This window comes from Erythrobacter sp. SCSIO 43205, assembly GCF_019904235.1.
In the GTDB taxonomy this organism is placed as follows: Bacteria; Pseudomonadota; Alphaproteobacteria; order Sphingomonadales; family Sphingomonadaceae; genus Erythrobacter.
Genome location: NZ_CP063202.1, coordinates 1,169,193 through 1,187,681, shown reverse-complemented (window position 1 = coordinate 1,187,681; position 18,489 = coordinate 1,169,193). Strand labels below are relative to the sequence as shown.

The window sequence follows — 18,489 nt, the reverse complement described above, 5'->3', positions numbered from 1 at the left end:
GGCTGCGCAAATCAATAAGGCGGCTTGTCCTTGCCGGTCGGGCTCTTCGTGAAGATCTCGTTGCCGTCTTCGGTGATCGCAATCGAGTGCTCGAATTGCGCGGAGAGGGAACGGTCGCGGGTCACAGCAGTCCAGCCATCGCCCAGCACCTTCGCCCAGGGTTTACCGAGGTTGATCATTGGCTCAATGGTGAAGAACATACCCGGCTTCAGCTCCGGCCCCGTGCCCGCTTTAGCCGCGTGAATCACTTCGGGCGCATCGTGGAACAGGCGGCCAAGTCCGTGGCCGCAAAACTCGCGCACCACGCCGTAGCGGAACTGTTTTGCGTGCGCCTCGATCGCTGCGCCAATATCGCCCAGCCGCGCGCCGGGCTGTGCCGCTTCGATGCCGAGCATGAGACATTCATATGTCACATCGACAAGACGCTTGGCCTTCACATTGGGTTCGCCTGCAAAGAACATCCGGCTGGTGTCGCCATGCCAGCCGTCGAGCAGCGGAGTTACATCGACGTTGAGAATATCGCCTTCTTTCAGAACCTTGGACCCCGGAATACCGTGGCAGATCACATGGTTGATCGAAATACAGCACGAGTGTGTGTAGCCGCGATAACCAAGCGTTGCGGGAACCGCGCCTGCATCCAAAGTCATCTCGCGCACGCGGTCGTCGATGCTCTGCGTGGTGATGCCGGGTTCGACCATGGTGGCCACTTCGTCGAGGATGGTGGCGGCAAGGCGCCCTGCCTTGCGCATCCCTTCAAAGCCTTCCTCGGTGTGAAGCTTGATCGTGCCGTCGCGGGTAACGCTCTCGCGCCCGTCTATAATCTGGTATTCGGTCATGCGACGATACATAGCGATGCGCAGTGTAAAATGCGAGAGGCCTTCGAAGCCAGTACGCCGGATGGCCTAATTCACAGGCGCATTGGGGACGATAAAGTGGTCGGCAAACTCCGGCTTGACCGCTGCAAGAATGGCCGCGCTCAACGGTATGTCAAACGCATAGGGCCCCTCGGCAAAGGAGCCAGCGATGTACGGTGCGGCCAGCAACTGGATCCGGTCAAAATGCACCCCATCGCTCGACAAAGGCGTGACCACCAATTCGCCAACGCTGGGGCACCCCTCGAAAGGGTTCATCTTCGCAGTGTCGATCTTCAACCGCTCTTGCTTTTGTTCGAGCAACGCCGCGCAATATTCGCCAAAGGCCGTGTTTTCGAGCGCGGTTTCACTTACAAACATATCGATCGGGCGAAACGATGCGCCGTCCCCTGCCGCCCCCGCTTCGCGATCCCAGCCAAGCGCGGTGAAGAAGGAATTGCCATGCGCGCCGCCCGTGTAAGTCCACTTTTCTGATACCAGAATGAGGAAACGATCAGTCTGTGCGGCGACTTCCCAGGTGTTGGTGTAAAGCCGCGCCACGCAGGTAACGCATCCGAGTTCGGCGAACTCTTCGACCGCTTCATTCCACTGCGCCTTTTGCTTGTCGAGCGCCGTTTCCTCTTGCTTGCGGATCAGATCGGCAAACGCAGGGATAGCAGCCACTTCCGGCCCGTAGGAATAAGCAAAGCTGCGTTCAGCGACCCCTCTTGTTTCGTTGTCCTCAAATTCCTGACCCGAAGGCTCAGACGCAAAAACGGGCGAAAAAATGGGCGCACAGGCGAAAGTCAAAGCCACTCCCAACCCCCATCCCAGTGGCAAAACCTTCATCATCAGTTCCCCTTCAATCAGTCTTTGGCTTCATTTCGCGCGTGACAAGCCGTAGCGGGACATTAATGACCCTTGCATGACTGACATCAATGATCTCATCCAGGCCGACCGTGGACAGGACGCGGTTGCGATCCACCTTACCACTCAAGCGGGTTATGACGCCCTCGCAAAAACGCTTAGCGCAGGCCAGCGGGCAAGCCTTAAGGGGCAGAAATTCGATGGCTCTCCCGGTTCTGTCGGGATTGTGCCCGATGGCGACGGTTTCTTCGCGATCGGCGGGGTTCTCGATCCGGAAAACCTTGGCAGCTATTGCCTTGCTGCTTTGGCGGAAAGGCTGCCTGAAGGGACGTATCGCCTGGTCGATAAAGAACCCGGCGCGGCGGCTTTTGGCTGGCTGACAGCGCATTACCAGTTCACCCGGTATAAAAAACCAGAAGGCGATCAGGGCCCCCGCGTGCTTTTGACCGGGCAAGTGGGCCGCCTGCCGGGGTATGTGGCTGAGGCCAAGGCTGAAATGCTGGTGCGCGACTTGGTCAATACGCCAGCTGAAGACATGGGCCCAGCAGCGCTTGAGGCTGAATTCAATCGGCTCGTGAAAGAGCACGGCGCTGAACTTAAAGTAACGCGCGGGGATGAGCTTGAGCAGGGTTATCCCATGGTGCACGCAGTTGGCCGCGCGGCAACGCGCAAGCACGCACCGCGCATCATGCACCTTCAATGGGGCGATAAGGATGCGCCAGTCCTTGCCATCGTTGGTAAAGGCGTTTGCTTCGATTCAGGCGGGCTCGATATAAAGCCTGGGGCCGGAATGCGCCTGATGAAGAAAGACATGGGCGGCGCTGCACACGCAATCGCGCTTGCAGGCCTTATCATGGGCGCAGGGTTGAAAGTGCGGCTGCACCTCTTGGTTCCAGCGGTCGAAAACGCGATTGCTGGCGATGCGTTTCGGCCCGGTGATGTGCTGTCCACCCGGCAAGGGCTTACTGTCGAAATCCATAACACTGACGCCGAAGGACGGCTGATCCTTGGCGATGCCTTGACGCGCGCTTCGGAAGAAAAGCCGGAACTGGTGCTTGATTTTGCAACGCTGACCGGCGCTGCGCGAGTGGCGCTTGGCCCGGATTATGCCGCGATGATGGCGCGGCGCGATGAGACGGCTGATGCGCTTATCGCTGCTGGGCGCAAGGTCGATGATGAACCGTGGCGACTTCCACTGCCGGACAGCTACCGCGAATATCTGAAGTCCGACATCGCCGATCTCGTCAATGCGCATTCCAATCCATACGCAGGCGCAAGCGTTGCCGGGCTCTTCCTTGATCGCTTTGTCGGTGAAGGCGTGGACTGGGTCCATTTCGATACATTCGCATGGCGTCCCTTCCCCAAACCGGGGCGTTCAAAAGGCGGCACGGCCTATGGCCTAAGAGCCTCTTGGCATATGCTTAAGGAGCGCTTTGGTAGTTAATCCATTGCAGTTGGTTGGGGGCAGGCGCCTTTCGCTAACTTGCTCGATGGCGCCAGTGTGGCTAAGCGCGAGACAAGCAACAGGGTTTCGAGAAAGAACAATCTGGAATGAGCGGCCAAACCCGCCAAGACCATGAATACACAGTGCCTTCGGGTGATCTGGGCCTTAAAGGTCCGGTGGCAAAGCCTGCGCCCGGCACCCTGCCCTTGCGCGGCGACCTTGCGCACATTGCGCTTGCTGGCACGCATCTGGCCGCGCACTACGTTATCCCGCAAGTCTGGACAGTTGGTGAAAAGGGTGTCGATGTGATGGAAACCATCCGCGATGACAGCCCGGTTGTGGCTCATTTCGAAGCCGGTACCAAGGTTGAGGTGATCGACGTATCTGGCGACTGGATCTGGGGATGCCTTGGGCCAGAGGGGCCAAGCGGCTATATGAAAGCAAGCGCTCTCAGCGCGGGCTAACAAAGCTGCCCATTGCCTAGAGCGCCCATTAAGCCTAGGCGCGCTTTCGCTATGACACACCGCATTTTCATCGATGGAGCCGCCGGCACCACCGGCCTTGAAATTCGCGACCGCTTGCAGGATCGCGGAGAGTTTGAGTTGATCGTCCTCGACGATACTCAACGCAAGGACGTGTCAGCGCGCCGCGAGGCTCTGCACGAAGCAGATGTGGCGATCTTGTGCCTGCCCGATGATGCAGCGCGTGAGGCGGTGAAACTGGCAGAAGGGTCGACCACACGGATCATTGATGCGTCCTCCGCGCACCGGGTGGCCGAGGGATGGACCTATGGCTTTCCTGAGCTGATCGGTCGCGACCAGATTGCCGAGGCTCAATTCGTCAGCAATCCGGGATGCTATCCAACCGGTTTTCTGGCACTCGTCGCTCCGCTGGTGAAGGCCGAGATCATCGAGCCCGATTGGCCTTACACCGTTAACGCGGTGAGCGGATATTCAGGCGGCGGCAATGCCTTGATCGACAGGTTCGCGGACGATCAGACCATCGCCTATCGCGCCTATGGGTTGGGGCTTGACCACAAGCACCTGCCCGAGATGCAGACCTATGCCCAGCTTGGATTGGCGCCTGTTTTCTCTCCCGCTGTTGTCCCTGCCCACCGCGGGATGATTGTGGACGTTCCCCTTTCGCTCGACGTGATGCTGGACGAGAAGTTCGAAGAGCCCGCTCTGCCGATCCTGCTGAACGCTCTGCAAGAACACTATGGCGAAAGCGAGATTGTCAAAGTCAAAACCGACAGTGCCGAAACACCCGAACTGTTGCTGCGCACCGATGCTGATCCTTGGGACGGGATGGAACTGTTTGTGTTCGAAGGCGATTATCAGGCGCGCCTGATCGCACGGCTGGACAACCTTGGGAAAGGTGCGAGCGGCGCTGCGATCCAGAACCTCAACATCATGTGCGGTCTGCCGGAAACCACAGGCCTGCGGCTCTGATCTGAGGGATAACCCGCAGCCAGCGTGCCTATAATATAGGCACATCCGCCCGCCGCTTAGGCAGTCACCTCGGCAACGCGCCATAGCGCAGCGTTAATGCCCGTCCTAGGAATGATCCTTGCGCGAGGCTCAGGATCGGCTACTCAAGGATTGCACACATTGGCACGATTCTTGATTTGATTGTGCGCAAGAACACAAAACGGCGGGGCCTCATTTCAAGTGAAAAAGATCGAAGCGATCATCAAACCCTTCAAACTCGACGAAGTGAAAGAGGCGCTCCATGAAATTGGCGTCTCCGGGATCACCGTCACTGAGGCGCGCGGCTTTGGCCGGCAAAAAGGTCACACAGAGCTTTATCGCGGGGCTGAATACGTCGTTGATTTCCTGCCTAAGGTGAAACTCGAAGTTGTCGTCCCTGACGATCAGGCAGAGCGTGTGGTCGAGGCCATTGCAGCAGCTGCGCAAACGGGCCGGATCGGCGATGGCAAGATTTTCGTCAGCGACATTGCCAGCGCGCTTCGTATCCGCACTGGCGAAACCAATGATGACGCAATCTAAGCCGAACTAATCACCTGCGCCCCGCTCGCAAATCGCGGCAGGGCGCACCAAACCGAATAACAAAAACCAAGCTGGAGTAACCGACTATGGCGAGCGCAAAAGACATCGTTAAACGTATCAAGGATGAAGAGATCGAGTGGGTCGACCTTCGTTTCACCGATCCTAAAGGCAAGTGGCAGCACCTCTCCATGTCGGCCGGCGTCATGGACGAAGATGCGCTTGAAGATGGCCTCATGTTCGATGGGTCATCGATCGCAGGCTGGAAGGAAATCAACGAATCCGACATGATCCTCAAGCCTGATCTGGACGCAGTCTACGCCGATCCATTCAGCGCAACTCCAATGCTCAGCATCTTCTGCAACATTGTTGAGCCTAACGATGGCCAGCTTTACAACCGTGACCCGCGCTCAACCGCGACCCGGGCAGAAGCTTATCTTAAATCAACCGGTATCGGTGACACGGTCTATGTCGGGCCAGAGCCTGAGTTCTTCATGTTCGACGATGTGCGCTTTGAAGATGGCTATGCAGGCTCAGGCTTCTCCATCGACGATATCGAGCTGCCGACCAATACCGGTAAAGACTATGAGATGGGCAATATGGGCCACCGCCCACGTGCGACCGGCGGTTACTTCCCTGTGGCCCCTGTCGACAGCGCAATGGACATCCGCGCTGAAATGGTTTCGACCATGCTCGAAATCGGCCTTCCGATGGACAAGCACCACCACGAAGTTGCCGCCGCTCAGCATGAGCTTGGCATTACCTTTGCGACGCTGACTAAATCGGCTGACCACGTGCAGATTTACAAATACGTCGTTCAGCAGGTCGCTCACGCTTACGGCAAGACCGCGACCTTTATGCCGAAACCGATCAAGGACGATAACGGTTCGGGTATGCACAGCCATATGTCGATCTGGAAAGACGGCAAGCCAACCTTTGCAGGCGATGAATATGCAGGCCTTTCGGAAAATTGCCTGTTTTACATCGGCGGGGTGATCAAGCACGCGAAAGCTCTGAACGCTTTCACCAACCCGACCACCAACAGCTACAAGCGTCTGGTGCCAGGTTTCGAAGCGCCAGTGCTTCTCGCTTACTCGGCGCGCAACCGTTCAGCCTCTTGCCGTATTCCTTACGGTGCAGGCGAAAAGGCGAAGCGCGTTGAGTTCCGCTTCCCCGATCCGCTTGCAAACCCATACCTTGCCTTCTCAGCTCTGCTGATGGCTGGCCTCGACGGGATCGAGAACAAGATCCATCCGGGCGAAGCCATGGACAAGAACCTGTACGACCTGCCACCAAGCGAACTTGCACAGGTTCCAACCGTGTGCGGCTCGCTTCGTGAAGCGCTTGAAGCTCTTGAAGCTGACCACGACTTCCTTCTGAAAGGCGATGTGTTCTCGAAAGACCAGATCGAAGCCTACACCGAACTGAAGTGGGAAGAAGTTATGCGCACGGAAACAACACCGTGCCCAGTCGAATACGATATGTATTACAGCTCGTAAGACGAGACGCCAGGTCAATGAAAAAGCCGCTTGGACGATTGGTCCGGGCGGCTTTTTTGCTGCTGCATCCTACATCCTATGCGCGCAAAGCAGGCCCCGTTGCATTTTCAGCCATGGAAGCGCCCATTTCGAGCGCCTTGCGCATATCGCTTCCGCTGACGGGTCTTGAAAAGAGATAGCCTTGGACGTGCTCGGCCCCTGCGCGTTTGGCCATAAGCAGCGAAAATTCGTCTTCCACCCCCTCAACCAGGCACTTGACGCCCAAGACGCGGGCCATGCCGACAAGCGATGACAGCACCTTTTCCGCCATCGGATCGGTGGGGTCATCGATGAAAGACCGGTCAACCTTAAGCCGGGCGATGGGCAGGGAACGCAGATAGCTGAAGTTTGAGTAACCCGATCCAAAATCATCAAGAGCAATCGAAAAACCTGCCTGCGCCAAACGCACAAGGTTGGCCGTCGCCTTTTGAATATCGCCCATCATGGCTGTTTCGGTGACTTCAAATTCAAACATCGAAGAACCGACACCTGACTCATCAATCAAGCCAATGATCTGCTCGATCACAGGGTCAGACATCAAATCATGCGCAGACAGATTGATTGAGATGGGGAGTTTTGCACTCCAGTCTTTCACCTCTGCCAAAGCCTTCTCAACCACCACAAGAGTGATGTTGGTCACAAGACCGCTTTCCTCAGCAATCCGAATGAACCGATCAGGCGCAATGGTCCCGACTGCCGGACTGGTCCAGCGAGCGAGCACTTCTGCGCCCACCACTGCATTATCGCCCAGCCTCACCTGAGGTTGGAAAACAATCGAAAGCTCATCTGCAAGATTGGCTCCGCGCAGCGCTGTTTCGATCTCAAGGCGCACTTTCGCCTCGTTTTCGTGCTCGCGGTCAAAAATGACGGTCTGGTTCTTGCCCTGCTTCTTTGCCACCATCAGCGCATAATCAGCATTGCTGATCTGCGCTTCGGATGGTTGTGCAGGATCAAACTGCACGCATCCTGCCGAGCACGACACCCGCACCTGGCGCCCTTCGATGTAATAGGGCGCAGCAAGTTCCAGAAGAAGCGCGCTGCACCGGTCATAGAGCTCTTCCTCATCGGCAATCCCGGTGAGAATCATATTGAACTCATCGCCCCCCATCCGGCTGATGTGTGCGCCCTCCTTCGCAAATTCACTCAGACGCTCTGAGATGGCCTGGAGAAGCAGATCGCCTGCCTTGTGACCGTGCACATCATTGACCGCCTTGAAGCCGTCGAGATCAAGCAGGACCAGCCATGTCTGATCTTCTCGCGCTGAATTTTCGGGCAACTGCTCGTCATATGCACTTACCACACGGCCAAGCGCTTCGAAAAAGGCACGGCGATTGGGCAGTTTGGTGAGGCTGTCGGACAAGGATTGGTCGCGCATTTCAGCACTAAGAGCCATTGCCTCTGACAATTCCGCACGCGCTTGGTTGTTGGCAAGGGCGATACGCGTGATGGCTTTCCTGAGGTAAAAAGCGATGGCAAGCGAAGACATGGCCGCCGCGAAGCTGAGAAAGCCAAATGCGGATAAGGTCGCACTGTCGAGCCTGTCCGCAAAGCTCACCATCGCCCCAAGCGATAATGCAATGGCAACGATGGATTGCCTGAAACTGGGGCTCGCGAGCGCAAACAGCATCGACATTATGATGAAATAAGTGAGCTTTTCCGGCCGAAAATCTATGGTGAGCGCAATCCATACATTGCAAATCACCAGAAGATTCATCCCCAAGAGCAGCGCCTGTGTGGCAATGTCCGGCTGTGACTTGCGCATCATCCAGGAGCCGGCAAGCGCATAGAGCGTTGCCAACACTGTGGCTGTTTCAAGCATCAGGAAATCGCGATTGATCTCCATGCTGAGCCAGTTCAGCACGACCATGAGCGAGTAATAAAGCGCGTAAACAACGAAATATCCGCGCAGGATAGGCCGATAAATCTCACCCACGCTTGATTGGGTAAGATCGGCCTGAACATTTGCAGTCGAGGATGATCGCACTGATGCCATGCGTATGCGCGATAGGTTGTAGCTGTTAATTAAGAGTGTCTTCTCTTTTGAAGCCTCTCGCCCAACGAAAAATCGGGAGACGAGGTGGTAAGTTCATACGCTGCACAGCACAGACGATCCTATCAGGTGTGGCTTTGCGACTATTTTCCTACACCGCCTTTTTGTGCCTAATCCCTTGACCTCGTTTACTTTCTCGAATCGCTCACGAGGTTTCCAAAATGTCAGACCACTCTTCTTCCACCAGCACTCCCAAAGTCGGCCCAGCAGCGCGCGCGCGAAAACCCATCTTTGACCTTGTCAGAAAGCTAATGGGGCGACGCTTTCGCCAGTCGGAAGTTGATGCGCTTGATGATGCGCTTGATGGCCCGCCAAACGAGGGCGAGAATTTTTCGCCTCTGAACAGTGTCTCAAGTGTCTCAAACGCAGTCACCAACATCGCCAAGAAGCGCGCAAAAGCCGGTTCGAGGCACACCATTGGCCCTGATGGGATCGCGCTGATCAAACGCTTTGAGGGGTGCGCCCGATTGCGGCGTGACGGATTGGTTGAGGCCTATCCTGATCCCGGCACCGGGGGCGAGCCATGGACCATTGGCTGGGGCGCAACCGGAGCGGGCCTTAAGCAAGGTGAGCGCATCGGTCCGCGAACGGTTTGGACGCAGGATCAGTGCAACGCACGCCTAGCAAACGATCTAGAACGCTATGCCGCTGATGTCGCCCGCGCGATTGGCGACACGCCCACCACCCAAAGCCAGTTCGATGCCATGGTCAGCTTTCACTATAACACTGGCGCGATTGCCCGCGCGACGCTGACGCGCAAACACAAGGCGCAAGACTACGAAGGCGCAGCGGCTGAGTTCAAACGCTGGAACAAGGCGGGCGGGCGCGTGCTTAAGGGGCTTGTCAATCGCAGGCGCGAAGAGGCGATGCTCTACGCGCGTGATGCGTAAGCAGGATCAATAGTCGCGGCTGATCTCGGCCAAAACGCTGTCACGCCCGATGGTGGTCACACTCCCCAAAAGCGCAAGCCAGCTGGTGATGCGATATTCGACCTGCGTTGCGGAATACCCCTGCCCATCTGTGACCAGTTCGACATAAGCGCGCCGCCCGAGATTTTTACCAAGGGCAACGCCTGTGCCTCTGCCAAGCGCGGGGTCTGCGCTGACGATGCGCAGCTGGTCCAGCCCGATTGAGCGCCGCAATGCGCCAATCGGGTCAGGCCCGCCGCCACCGCCCTGAAGCGCGGCGAGCGCCGCCCCCAACTGGATTGCATCGGTTGCTGAAAGCGAGGTGACAGAGCCGCCGTAAAGGAGCCGTGCGAGGATCTCTTCCTCAGGCAGAGCGGGTGTCGATGAAAAGGCAATTTCCGGCCTTTGCGCATTGCCGGTGATGTCGATGGTGACATTGGTGCCATCGGCGCTTGCCCTTGCTTCGATGTCGAGCCGGGGGTCGATGGGCACATTCGCGTCGAATTCGATCAATCCGTCGGTAAGCTCGAACCTTGTGTTGGCAAAACGATAGTCGCCGCGCACCAGCCTTGCCTCACCACCAATGCGCGGGTCAGAGACAGTGCCGCGCAATCTGATGTCGATGCCCCATTCGCTGTCGAGCCCAAGGCCATCGACCGCCACGCGCGAAGGCGCCTTGGCATCGATAAGATACCGCCAATCGCTGTTCGACGCGGTGCTGGTGAAGGCTTGCCCCACGTCCCCGCCGATTTCTCTGGTGGCGATATTGGGCAGGCTCATGTCTTCGGCAGATGTGCCGAGCGCCCAGCTGGCGCGGTCGACGGTTACGCGTCCCGCGATGGTCCCGCCCACGCCTGAGGAGACGATGCGCAATGGTCCGGTAATGGTCGCCTCAAGCCCGGTAGCATTGAGCAGTCGGGCATCATTGGCTGCAAGGCGCAGATCAATCTGTGGCCCGCGCTCAGAGGAGACATTGGCAAGATTGACGCTGCCACTTCCGCTGATTGTGCCGCCACCGTCTGTGGTGCCTGAAAAGCGGGTGAGGTTGAGGCGCGAATCGACAAACCGTCCGCGCGCTGACAGATCGCGAACATCGGTGCCTGACACCGCGCTTTGCAACCTCAGGCCATCGCCTGCAAGATCGCCAGTGATGCGCGGCGATGCGAGCGTGCCAGTGGCTCTGGCTTCAACTTGTGCCGGTCCGGTAAGGTCAAATGTCTCAATTGCGAGCAGCCGCCAGAGCGCTTCGGCAGCGCCGTCGTAACCAAGGCTTGCATCAAGGCGGCCTTGCATGATGCGCTCAGTCAAAGACTGGCCAGACGCACGGCCTCGCCCAATGCCGTTGATGCGCGCATCAAGACGGCCAAGGGTCTTGTCATCCTCGGTCAGTCGTGCGCCCACTGCAAGCTCGCCGGGCGACAGATTGGCGACGGCGAAAATATCGACGGGGCGCGAGGAAAGGACAAGTCCGGACCGCGTGAAGCCATCCACTTTGAACTTTGCGTTACCAGTGAGAGGCCCATTCCCGTTTTGCGACACGTTTATCTTGCCAGACAAGCGCCCGCCAAGCCCAAGGTTCGCGCCCACCAGATCGGCAAGTCGCAAGGGCATCTGCGCAAAACTGGCATTGATAACCGTTTCATCGCCGCCCAGCCGCCCTTCGAGCAGGGTGAAGCCGCGGGCAAAACCGATCTGCGTTGGCGCAAGTGCATATCCGCCTTCATCCAAAGCGGTCAGGACAGCGCGGCGCGGCATGGTGATGGGGCGTCCGCCATATTCACCGCTGGCGATAAGAGCGATGCGGCTTGGCGCAAAGTTCCCGTCGAGCTTCAATTGGAAACGATCAGCGCGCCGTCCGGCAATCGAAGCCTGAAGAGTACCCGTCCCGTCAACGATCTGTGAGCGAGCATCAAAAGCATGAAGTTTAAGCGCGCCAAATTCCAGATCGCGTCCTGCAACGCTGCCCTGAACCCGGCTGGTATTGCCGCTAAAGCTGCCATTGGCTGTGATGTCAGCGTAAGCGACCGCCGCCGTCACATCTCCGCCAAAGCGCAAGGATCGCGCCGCAAGATCGACGTCGAAGGCTTGCCCGCCGCCGGGGGCTGCGGAAAGAGAAATGGTGCCATCAAGCCCGCCTCCAGCGACGGCCAGATCACCAGAAACCGCCTCTTCGCCCAGCGCAATAGAACCGGTCACGTTGGTCCGATAAATGCGAAGCGCGTCTATATCGATGCGTGCAGCGCTATCTTGCGGCAATTGCAGGGCAAGCGCACCCTCAAACGGGCCGAGCATGGACTGACCCGCGACATCAATTGCAAAGCCTTGGTCTTCGGGCGCAATGGTGAGCCGTACATCTTCGACACCGGCGGGCGGATAGGGATTAGCGAGCGTCACATCCGCGCGCGGTCCGCCCGGTGCAAGCTCTGCATCAAAGGCGAAATCGCCATAGCGCGCCTGCGACCCGGCACCCGAAATCGTCGTCCGCCCGCCAGCAATCCTGGTATCAAGGCGCGCCTCAAGCAGATCGCTTGTCAACACGACGTCGCGCACGACAAGCGGGCTTTGAGCCCCCACACCGAGCGCTCCTGCAAAGCGCAGCCGCTTGCCCGCTATCGTGCGGATGGAGCCGTTCGTGAATTGTCCTGCGACGCCAGCAAAATTGGCCCGAACCGACCACGGCACATTGCTGCCGAATTTGGCGAGCAGTTTGGCTTCGGCTGTCACTTCGCCCACACCATCAAGCGAGAGGCTGCGCGCCCTCACAGGTCCAGCCAATGCGAAGGCTCCTTGCGCAAGGTTGCCCCGCAAGGAAAGATCGCCGGTCAAATCGGGAAAGGTGATGCGCGTGTTGTCGGCGGCAAGCTCGTTTCCAGAAATGGTCAGCATCCCGTCGAGCCGGCCGTCTACAAGACGCGGATCAATTGCTGCATTGCCCGTCTCGACCGCTCGCGCCGTCACATTGATCGGGACTCGCAAAGTCGAGCCGTTGAAGCTCGCCTCGCCGCTGTTCGCAAGTTGGGTGGCACTCACCCCGCCGCCTGCGACAAGCCGCGCAAGGGTCAATTCGTGGTCAATTGTAAGGTCGCTAAATCGCCCATCGAACGTGGCTGCTAGACGCGCATCCTCGAACCGGGCGGCGGGTGCGAGCAAGTCGGGATTACGCAAAGTTGCGTTGAGGTCGAAGCCATCAACCCGGTTGCGCGCAAGGTCGATTTCCCCTTGTCCGCGCACATCCAAAGCGTCGCTGACACCGATAATCGTCCCATCAAACAGGCTTTCTTCGAGTGTGCCTGCAATATTGACCGCGAGGCCGCCTGCAAAGCTGCGATCAAGGAGCGAGCCGCTTTCCAAGCGCGGCGTGACCATCCCCAGGAGGCCATAACGCCCGCTTTCATTGGTGAGCCTGAAAGCGGCAACGCGCGCGGCCGCATCTTCGCCCTTTTGCCGCGTGACAAGGCCATGCCCCGTCCAACTGCCCCATGTGCCCTCGCCCAGAACGCGCGCACGATAAGCAGCAGACAGGCCTGTCAGCCGTGCAATGGGCCCGTCAGCAGCCGCCTTGTAATCAAGGTTCAGATCAAAGCGATCCCCGTCGGGCTCTGCGTCCAGTAGAAGCGCAAGCGTATCGCTGGTCCCAAATTTGCCATCAGCCTCAATCAGCGCGCGGCCTTTGCGAATATCAACCGCAGCCGTAAAATCGACACGCTGCTCGATGTCTCCGGCGACCCCTTCGGAAAGCTTGAAGTTCTCAAGCGCCAGCTTGTCGATGCGAATGTCAAAATCGGGAAGGATCGGCGCATCGGGATCGCCGGGGAGCAGTTCTGGCAAACGCTCCAATCGACCACGGCGAGCGGTCAGCTCGCGGATGTCCAACCCCGACCAAATCCATGCGAGAGGCCGCCAGTTGAGCTCCACTTCAGGAACCGTCAGAAATACGCCTTTGGGATCTTTGAGCACCACATCGCGCAAGACCGCATCGGAATAGATGTCGCCTTCAATCCGCCCCACCTCGAACCTGAGCCCAGAGGCAGGGGCGATGCTTGCGATCTGATCGGCGACAAAGCGTTTGCCAATGGGTGTCGACAAAAACAACGCGGCGAGCGCCAGAGGGGTGAGCACAATCGCAAGCGCCCAGCCCAAACGCTTGGCCCATATGCGGCGCGTTGAAGGAGATGCGGTGTTGGTATCGGTGTCAGCCATCAGAACGCCTGTCCCAGGCTGACATAAACGACCACAGGCGCGTCAAATTCGCCCGGATTGACCGGAACGCCAACATCGACCCGGATCGGGCCAAAACTGGTTTTATAGCGCGCGCCGATGCCCGCTCCTATGCGGAAGACCTCAAAGTCAGGCCGCGCCCTTCGCGAAATCGTGCCCGCATCGACGAACGGGACGACCTCCACCGCGCCATTGAGTAAGCCCGTCTGGATACGAGCTTCAAGCGCGAACTCGGCCAAAGAACCGCCGCCCAACGCTTCGCCAAATTCATTGCGCGGGCCAATCGCCTGAAAGCCGTAACCACGAACAGAGCCACCGCCGCCGGAATAGAGCCGCCTTGATGGCGCAATTTCAAACGCATCGGCTCCAACGATGCTAGCCACCGCAACGCGCCCTGCAAGCACAGTATTGCCGACCGATTGATAATAGCTGCCATCGACCCGCGCGCGCAGGTAATAGGCTTCCTGTCCAAGCGAGCGGGAGACTTCGGGCGCTGCAAAGCCGGTCACGCGGAAACCGGATGAAGGATCGAGCAAATCATCGCTCGCATCAATCGTAGCGCTGCCGAAAACCGAGCCGATCAAATATTCCTGGCGCGGTGAAAACACATCGCGGTTACCCGTGCGCGTGCGTTCATCGGTATAGAGGACTTCTCCCCCAAGCTGCCAGCTCAACGGCTTTTGAAACAAGAGGTTGGACACCCGCTCATACGCCCCGCGAAAGGCGATGGTTCGCGCATCCACGGCTTCGGTTTCAATGTCGCTGGCAAAGGCATCGAGCGTTAAAACTTGATCGCGCCCGCGAAAATTGTTGCGCCGGAAAGTGACACTGGCCAGTTGTTCGCGCGTGCCCAGAATACCCCGCAGCCTGAGCGCGCCTTCAGGTGGGAAGAGGTTGCGATGCTCCCACGCGGCTTCGACCTTGATCCCATCCTCTGTGCCGTAGCCGACCGCGCCAGAGATCGTGCGCAAGGGCGCCCTTTCAATGTCGACATCAAGCGCGACCTCCCCGAGGTCATCACCCTCAGGCGGAGTGACTTCGCGAGGCGTGATAACGACCGAAGAGACAAGGCCTGTTGCCAGAATTGCGCGCCGCAGATCGGCTTGAAGACTGGTCTTGTAAAGGTCGCCGGGTTCAAATCGTGCTATGCGGCTGAGGTGCCGGCCAGACAGGAAGCGTGGATCATCGCTTGTCACTGCGCCGAAGGTAAATTTGCCCCCCGGCTCCACATCCAAGCTAAGGTCGCCTTCTTCGCGGCTATGGTCGATCAGCAATTGAGGTTCGGACAACTCGCCGAACGGATAGCCATTTTCACCAAGCGCCACACGCAATGTTCGCGCGCCAGACACGATATCATCGGCGTAAAGTGGGTCGCCCGGCTGGATCCCGAATGCCTCTAGCAGCGGCGCCCGCTCCTCTTGGGGAAGCTCATCGAACTCGCCCAGATTTATTGCGCCAAAACTGTAACGTTCACCCGGCAAAACATCAAAACGTACCTTTGGATCCTGATCGACCGAACCCTCCGCGCCTTGCCCGGTTTCATCGGCCAGCCCCCTGCGCCCGCCCGACAATTGGCGGATGACCTCGCCGTCATAATACCCGTAAGTGCGCAAGACATCGTCCAGCAATTCTTCATCCGAACGCGCCCTCGCGGCAAGCTGAGGGACAGTGATGTCGCCGGAATCGAGATTTTCGATCGCGGAAAGCGCGCTAAAGCGGGTGATAAATTGGTCTTGTTCGGGAAACAGCGCATTATCGGCCGGGAAGGCAAGAATGAGTTCATCGCTGACCTCCACCTCAATGAGATCAGGCAGGTCGATCAAAGTGGGCGCGTCGAAATCTGCAAAAGAAGGCCGATCCGGATCCACGGCAAGCTCTTCAGGCACATCCACATCGCCCTCGTCGAGAGCTTCATCTATATCGAACGGACCATTTTCCTCAAAAACAGGATCGAGCACAGGTTCCTGCAGTTCAGGTGCTTCGACTTCATCTGATGACGCGGTGCCCTGAGCCGCCCAGTCCTCCGGGTTTTCAAGAGCGCTTTCAGGAATAAGCGCATCAAGCGTGGCCGGTGGCTGCGCGCCGGACGCAGTCTGTTGCCCGGCAGCCATAGAGCTGTTGGCAATAAGTGCCGCCAGAACCAATGGTCTGGTGGCCAGTTTCAGTCCGTGATGTAACAAAAACGATCAGCTCGCAGCGAATTTAACAGGCTGTCCGTCTTTACCCCTAGCGCCCTTCATTTCACCAGCTTTTTCGCTGCGCGGTGCAGTGGCAGCGGCAATTAGTCTGGTTTGTTCCTCATCGCTCATTTGACGCCAGCCTTCGCGGGTAAGCTGTTCAAGCGGACGATAGCGCACCTTGTACTGCATACGGGGCGAACCATCGACCCAATAACCAAGGTATACATAAGGAAGCCCGCTTTGCACTGCGCGCTGGATGTGATCGAGGATGATGTAATTGCCCAAACCTGCACGCCCCTCATGATCGGGGTCATAGAAGGAATAGATCATCGACAAGCCATCGCCTTGACGGTCGGTCAGGCACGCGCCGACAAGCTTTCCGGGTTCACCATTTTCGGTTGGTTCGCGATATTCGACAACATGGCTGGTAACAGGCGTATGCTCGACCATGTCAGCATAATCCATTTCATCCATCGTCGACATTCCGCCGTCGGGATGGCGCACGCTTAAATACTTGCTGAGCAATTCAAACTGTTCTTCGGTTGCCCAAGGACGACATTCGGTCACAACCAGATCGCGGTTGCGTTTGATGTCGCGCTTTTGCGTTGAGGACGGTTTGAACTCCTGCGCAACAACGCGCACAGAAACACACGCCTGACAATCGAGACAGCTTGGGCGATAGGCCACCGTCTGACTGCGCCGAAAACCGATCCGGCCAAGCGCCTCGTTCAGTTGATCCGCGTGCCCGCCCTTCAATTCGGTGAACACCTTGCGTTCAGTCCGACCCGGAAGATAGGGGCATGGCGCAGGGCTGGTCACGAAAAAGCGGGGGAAGCGAATCGGAGCCGTCACGGGTCTTGCGTCGTCCTCTTTGCGAGAGAGTGGAATCAGCGATTGCTGCGTTAAGACAATCTTATGCCTTTTTGCGCCCCTCGGTAAAAGACCCTTAACCACAAATCAGAGTTAATTTTGTCTGAGTTTGCACACCAGCGGGCGCATGATTGAACCGCTTCGGAGCAATGTTTCAGCTTTGCTTCGGGGAGCGTCGCGTATCGGGACACTCTTGCCCGAGGACGATAAAGCGCCTCGCTTCGCCGTCAGTTCAGTTCGACGACATCGACGTGATACCGCGCCTCGCGCAGGGCCTTGACCAATTGCTCCACCTGTTCGGCATCGCGCGCTTCACATTCGATATCGGTGATAAGCCCCTTGGCGGGAAGCGTCGTGAAGATGCGCTGGTGATAAATCTCGATGATGTTCACATTGTGCGCATCGAAGAGCCGCATCACTTTGAACAACGCGCCGGGGCGATCCTGCAAGGTGACACGCAGGCGCGCAAGACGCCCCTGCCGCGCCAGATCACGCAGCAGCACGTTGGCAAGCAAGCGCGTATCAATATTGCCGCCGCACAAAACAAGGCCAACCTTCTTGCCCGCAAAACGCTCTGGATTGTCCAGAACCGCAGCCAAGCCCGCAGCGCCAGCGCCTTCAACGACGGTCTTCTCGATTTGCAGAAGCAAAGCCACCGCCTTTTCGAGAACAGGCTCATCCACAAGCAGGATGTCATCGACGCGCTCTTCGATCACCTGGGCAGTGAAGACGCCGGGGTGCTTGACCGCGATCCCTTCCGCCAGAGTGTCCCCGCCGCAATCGCGTGTCTCGCCTTTGATCTTGGCAAACATACTCGGGAAAAGCCCCGCCTGCACGCCCACCATTTCGATGTCAGGAGCCAGTTCGCGCGCAACAGTCGCCATCCCTGAAATAAGCCCGCCCCCGCCAATCGGCACGACCAGACAGTCAAGATCAGGCTTCACCTCAAGCATCTCCAGCGCCACCGTTCCTTGGCCAGCGGCCACGTGGGGATGGTCAAACGGGTGGACAAAGGTCAGCCCACGCTCCGCCTCAAGCTCGCGCGCATGGGCGTTGGCATCGTCAAACGTCTCGCCATGCAGCACGACATTGCCGCCCACACTCTCGGTCTGCATCACCTTCACCGTCGGCGTGGTCTTAGGCATTACGATGGTGACAGGAACGCCCAAACGCGTGCCATGATAGGAAAGCCCCTGAGAGTGATTGCCAGCCGACGCTGCGATCACGCCGCGCTGGCGTTGTTCTTCGGTCAGTTGCAACAAAGCGTTCAGTGCCCCGCGCTCCTTATAGGCGGCGGTAAATTGCTGGTTTTCAAACTTCAGCCAGACTTCAGCGCCCGTAATCTCGGACAGGGTAATCGAATGCATCATCGGCGTCTTGACCACCGAGCCTTCAATACGCTGCGCAGCGGCCCGCACATCGTCGATTGCAAGGTCAGCTGGGGTGAACCCGGAGGCGAGTTTGGCGTTTGGTGCATTCATAGTGAGCGCGGCGATAAGCCTTGCGCTTTGCAAGAGCAACCGCGAACACCTTGGCAAATGGGTAGGAAAGCTATTA

Annotated in this window: 13 protein-coding genes; 6 read left to right on the top strand and 7 right to left on the bottom strand. The window is 58.1% G+C overall.

The features are described from left to right. Positions 1–11: 11 nt before the first annotated feature. Positions 12–836, bottom strand: coding sequence for a type I methionyl aminopeptidase (map, locus tag INR77_RS05530; RefSeq protein WP_223072944.1), 825 nt, complete (start codon positions 834–836; stop codon positions 12–14). Between the two features lie 66 nt (positions 837–902). Beyond that, positions 903–1,703 carry a DUF4163 domain-containing protein gene (locus INR77_RS05525; protein WP_223072943.1) on the bottom strand — a complete coding sequence of 267 codons (801 nt, stop codon included), beginning with the start codon at positions 1,701–1,703 and terminating at the stop codon, positions 903–905. Positions 1,704–1,776: 73 nt separating this feature from the next. On the opposite strand from INR77_RS05525, the gene INR77_RS05520 reads away from it, so the two are divergent. The 5 genes from INR77_RS05520 (at position 1,777) to glnA (ending at position 6,667) form a co-directional block, all read left to right on the top strand. Further along, positions 1,777–3,162, top strand: coding sequence for a M17 family metallopeptidase (locus INR77_RS05520; RefSeq protein ID WP_223072942.1), 1,386 nt, complete (start codon positions 1,777–1,779; stop codon positions 3,160–3,162). 107 nt (positions 3,163–3,269) lie between these two features. Next, positions 3,270–3,626 (top strand): hypothetical protein, encoded by a 357-nt coding sequence (locus INR77_RS05515; RefSeq protein ID WP_223072941.1) that lies wholly within the window; start codon positions 3,270–3,272, stop codon positions 3,624–3,626. Positions 3,627–3,677: 51 nt separating this feature from the next. Beyond that, on the top strand, positions 3,678–4,613 hold the full coding sequence (gene argC / locus INR77_RS05510) for an N-acetyl-gamma-glutamyl-phosphate reductase (RefSeq protein ID WP_223072940.1): 936 nt from the start codon (positions 3,678–3,680) through the stop codon (positions 4,611–4,613). 219 nt (positions 4,614–4,832) lie between these two features. Beyond that, entirely contained in the window at positions 4,833–5,171 is a 339-nt protein-coding gene (locus tag INR77_RS05505; protein WP_223072939.1) for a P-II family nitrogen regulator, read from the top strand. Positions 5,172–5,257: 86 nt separating this feature from the next. Beyond that, complete coding sequence (gene glnA, locus INR77_RS05500; RefSeq protein ID WP_223072938.1) at positions 5,258–6,667, top strand: type I glutamate--ammonia ligase; 1,410 nt, start codon at positions 5,258–5,260, stop codon at positions 6,665–6,667. A 76-nt stretch (positions 6,668–6,743) separates the two neighbouring features. Here glnA and INR77_RS05495 read toward each other — a convergent pair whose 3' ends face one another. Continuing rightward, complete coding sequence (locus tag INR77_RS05495) at positions 6,744–8,699, bottom strand: bifunctional diguanylate cyclase/phosphodiesterase (RefSeq protein WP_223072937.1); 1,956 nt, start codon at positions 8,697–8,699, stop codon at positions 6,744–6,746. A 218-nt stretch (positions 8,700–8,917) separates the two neighbouring features. Here INR77_RS05495 and INR77_RS05490 point away from each other — a divergent pair, with 218 nt between their 5' ends. After that, positions 8,918–9,646, top strand: coding sequence for a lysozyme (locus INR77_RS05490; RefSeq protein WP_255573958.1), 729 nt, complete (start codon positions 8,918–8,920; stop codon positions 9,644–9,646). A 6-nt stretch (positions 9,647–9,652) separates the two neighbouring features. On the opposite strand, the gene INR77_RS05485 is transcribed toward INR77_RS05490, so the two are convergent. The 4 genes from INR77_RS05485 to INR77_RS05470 all read right to left on the bottom strand — a co-directional run bounded on the left by INR77_RS05485 (position 9,653) and on the right by INR77_RS05470 (position 18,413). Further along, entirely contained in the window at positions 9,653–13,864 is a 4,212-nt protein-coding gene (locus INR77_RS05485) for a translocation/assembly module TamB domain-containing protein (protein WP_223072936.1), read from the bottom strand. Then, the gene (locus tag INR77_RS05480; RefSeq protein ID WP_223072935.1) at positions 13,864–15,993 is read right to left on the bottom strand and encodes an autotransporter assembly complex family protein; all 2,130 of its coding nucleotides are present in this window, start codon (positions 15,991–15,993) and stop codon (positions 13,864–13,866) included. The genes INR77_RS05485 and INR77_RS05480 overlap by 1 nt, the downstream gene beginning before the upstream one ends. Positions 15,994–16,068: 75 nt before the next feature. Next, entirely contained in the window at positions 16,069–16,914 is an 846-nt protein-coding gene (locus INR77_RS05475) for an arginyltransferase (protein ID WP_223072934.1), read from the bottom strand. Between the two features lie 245 nt (positions 16,915–17,159). Continuing rightward, the gene (locus tag INR77_RS05470) at positions 17,160–18,413 is read right to left on the bottom strand and encodes a threonine ammonia-lyase (protein WP_223072933.1); all 1,254 of its coding nucleotides are present in this window, start codon (positions 18,411–18,413) and stop codon (positions 17,160–17,162) included. Positions 18,414–18,489 lie beyond the last annotated feature (76 nt).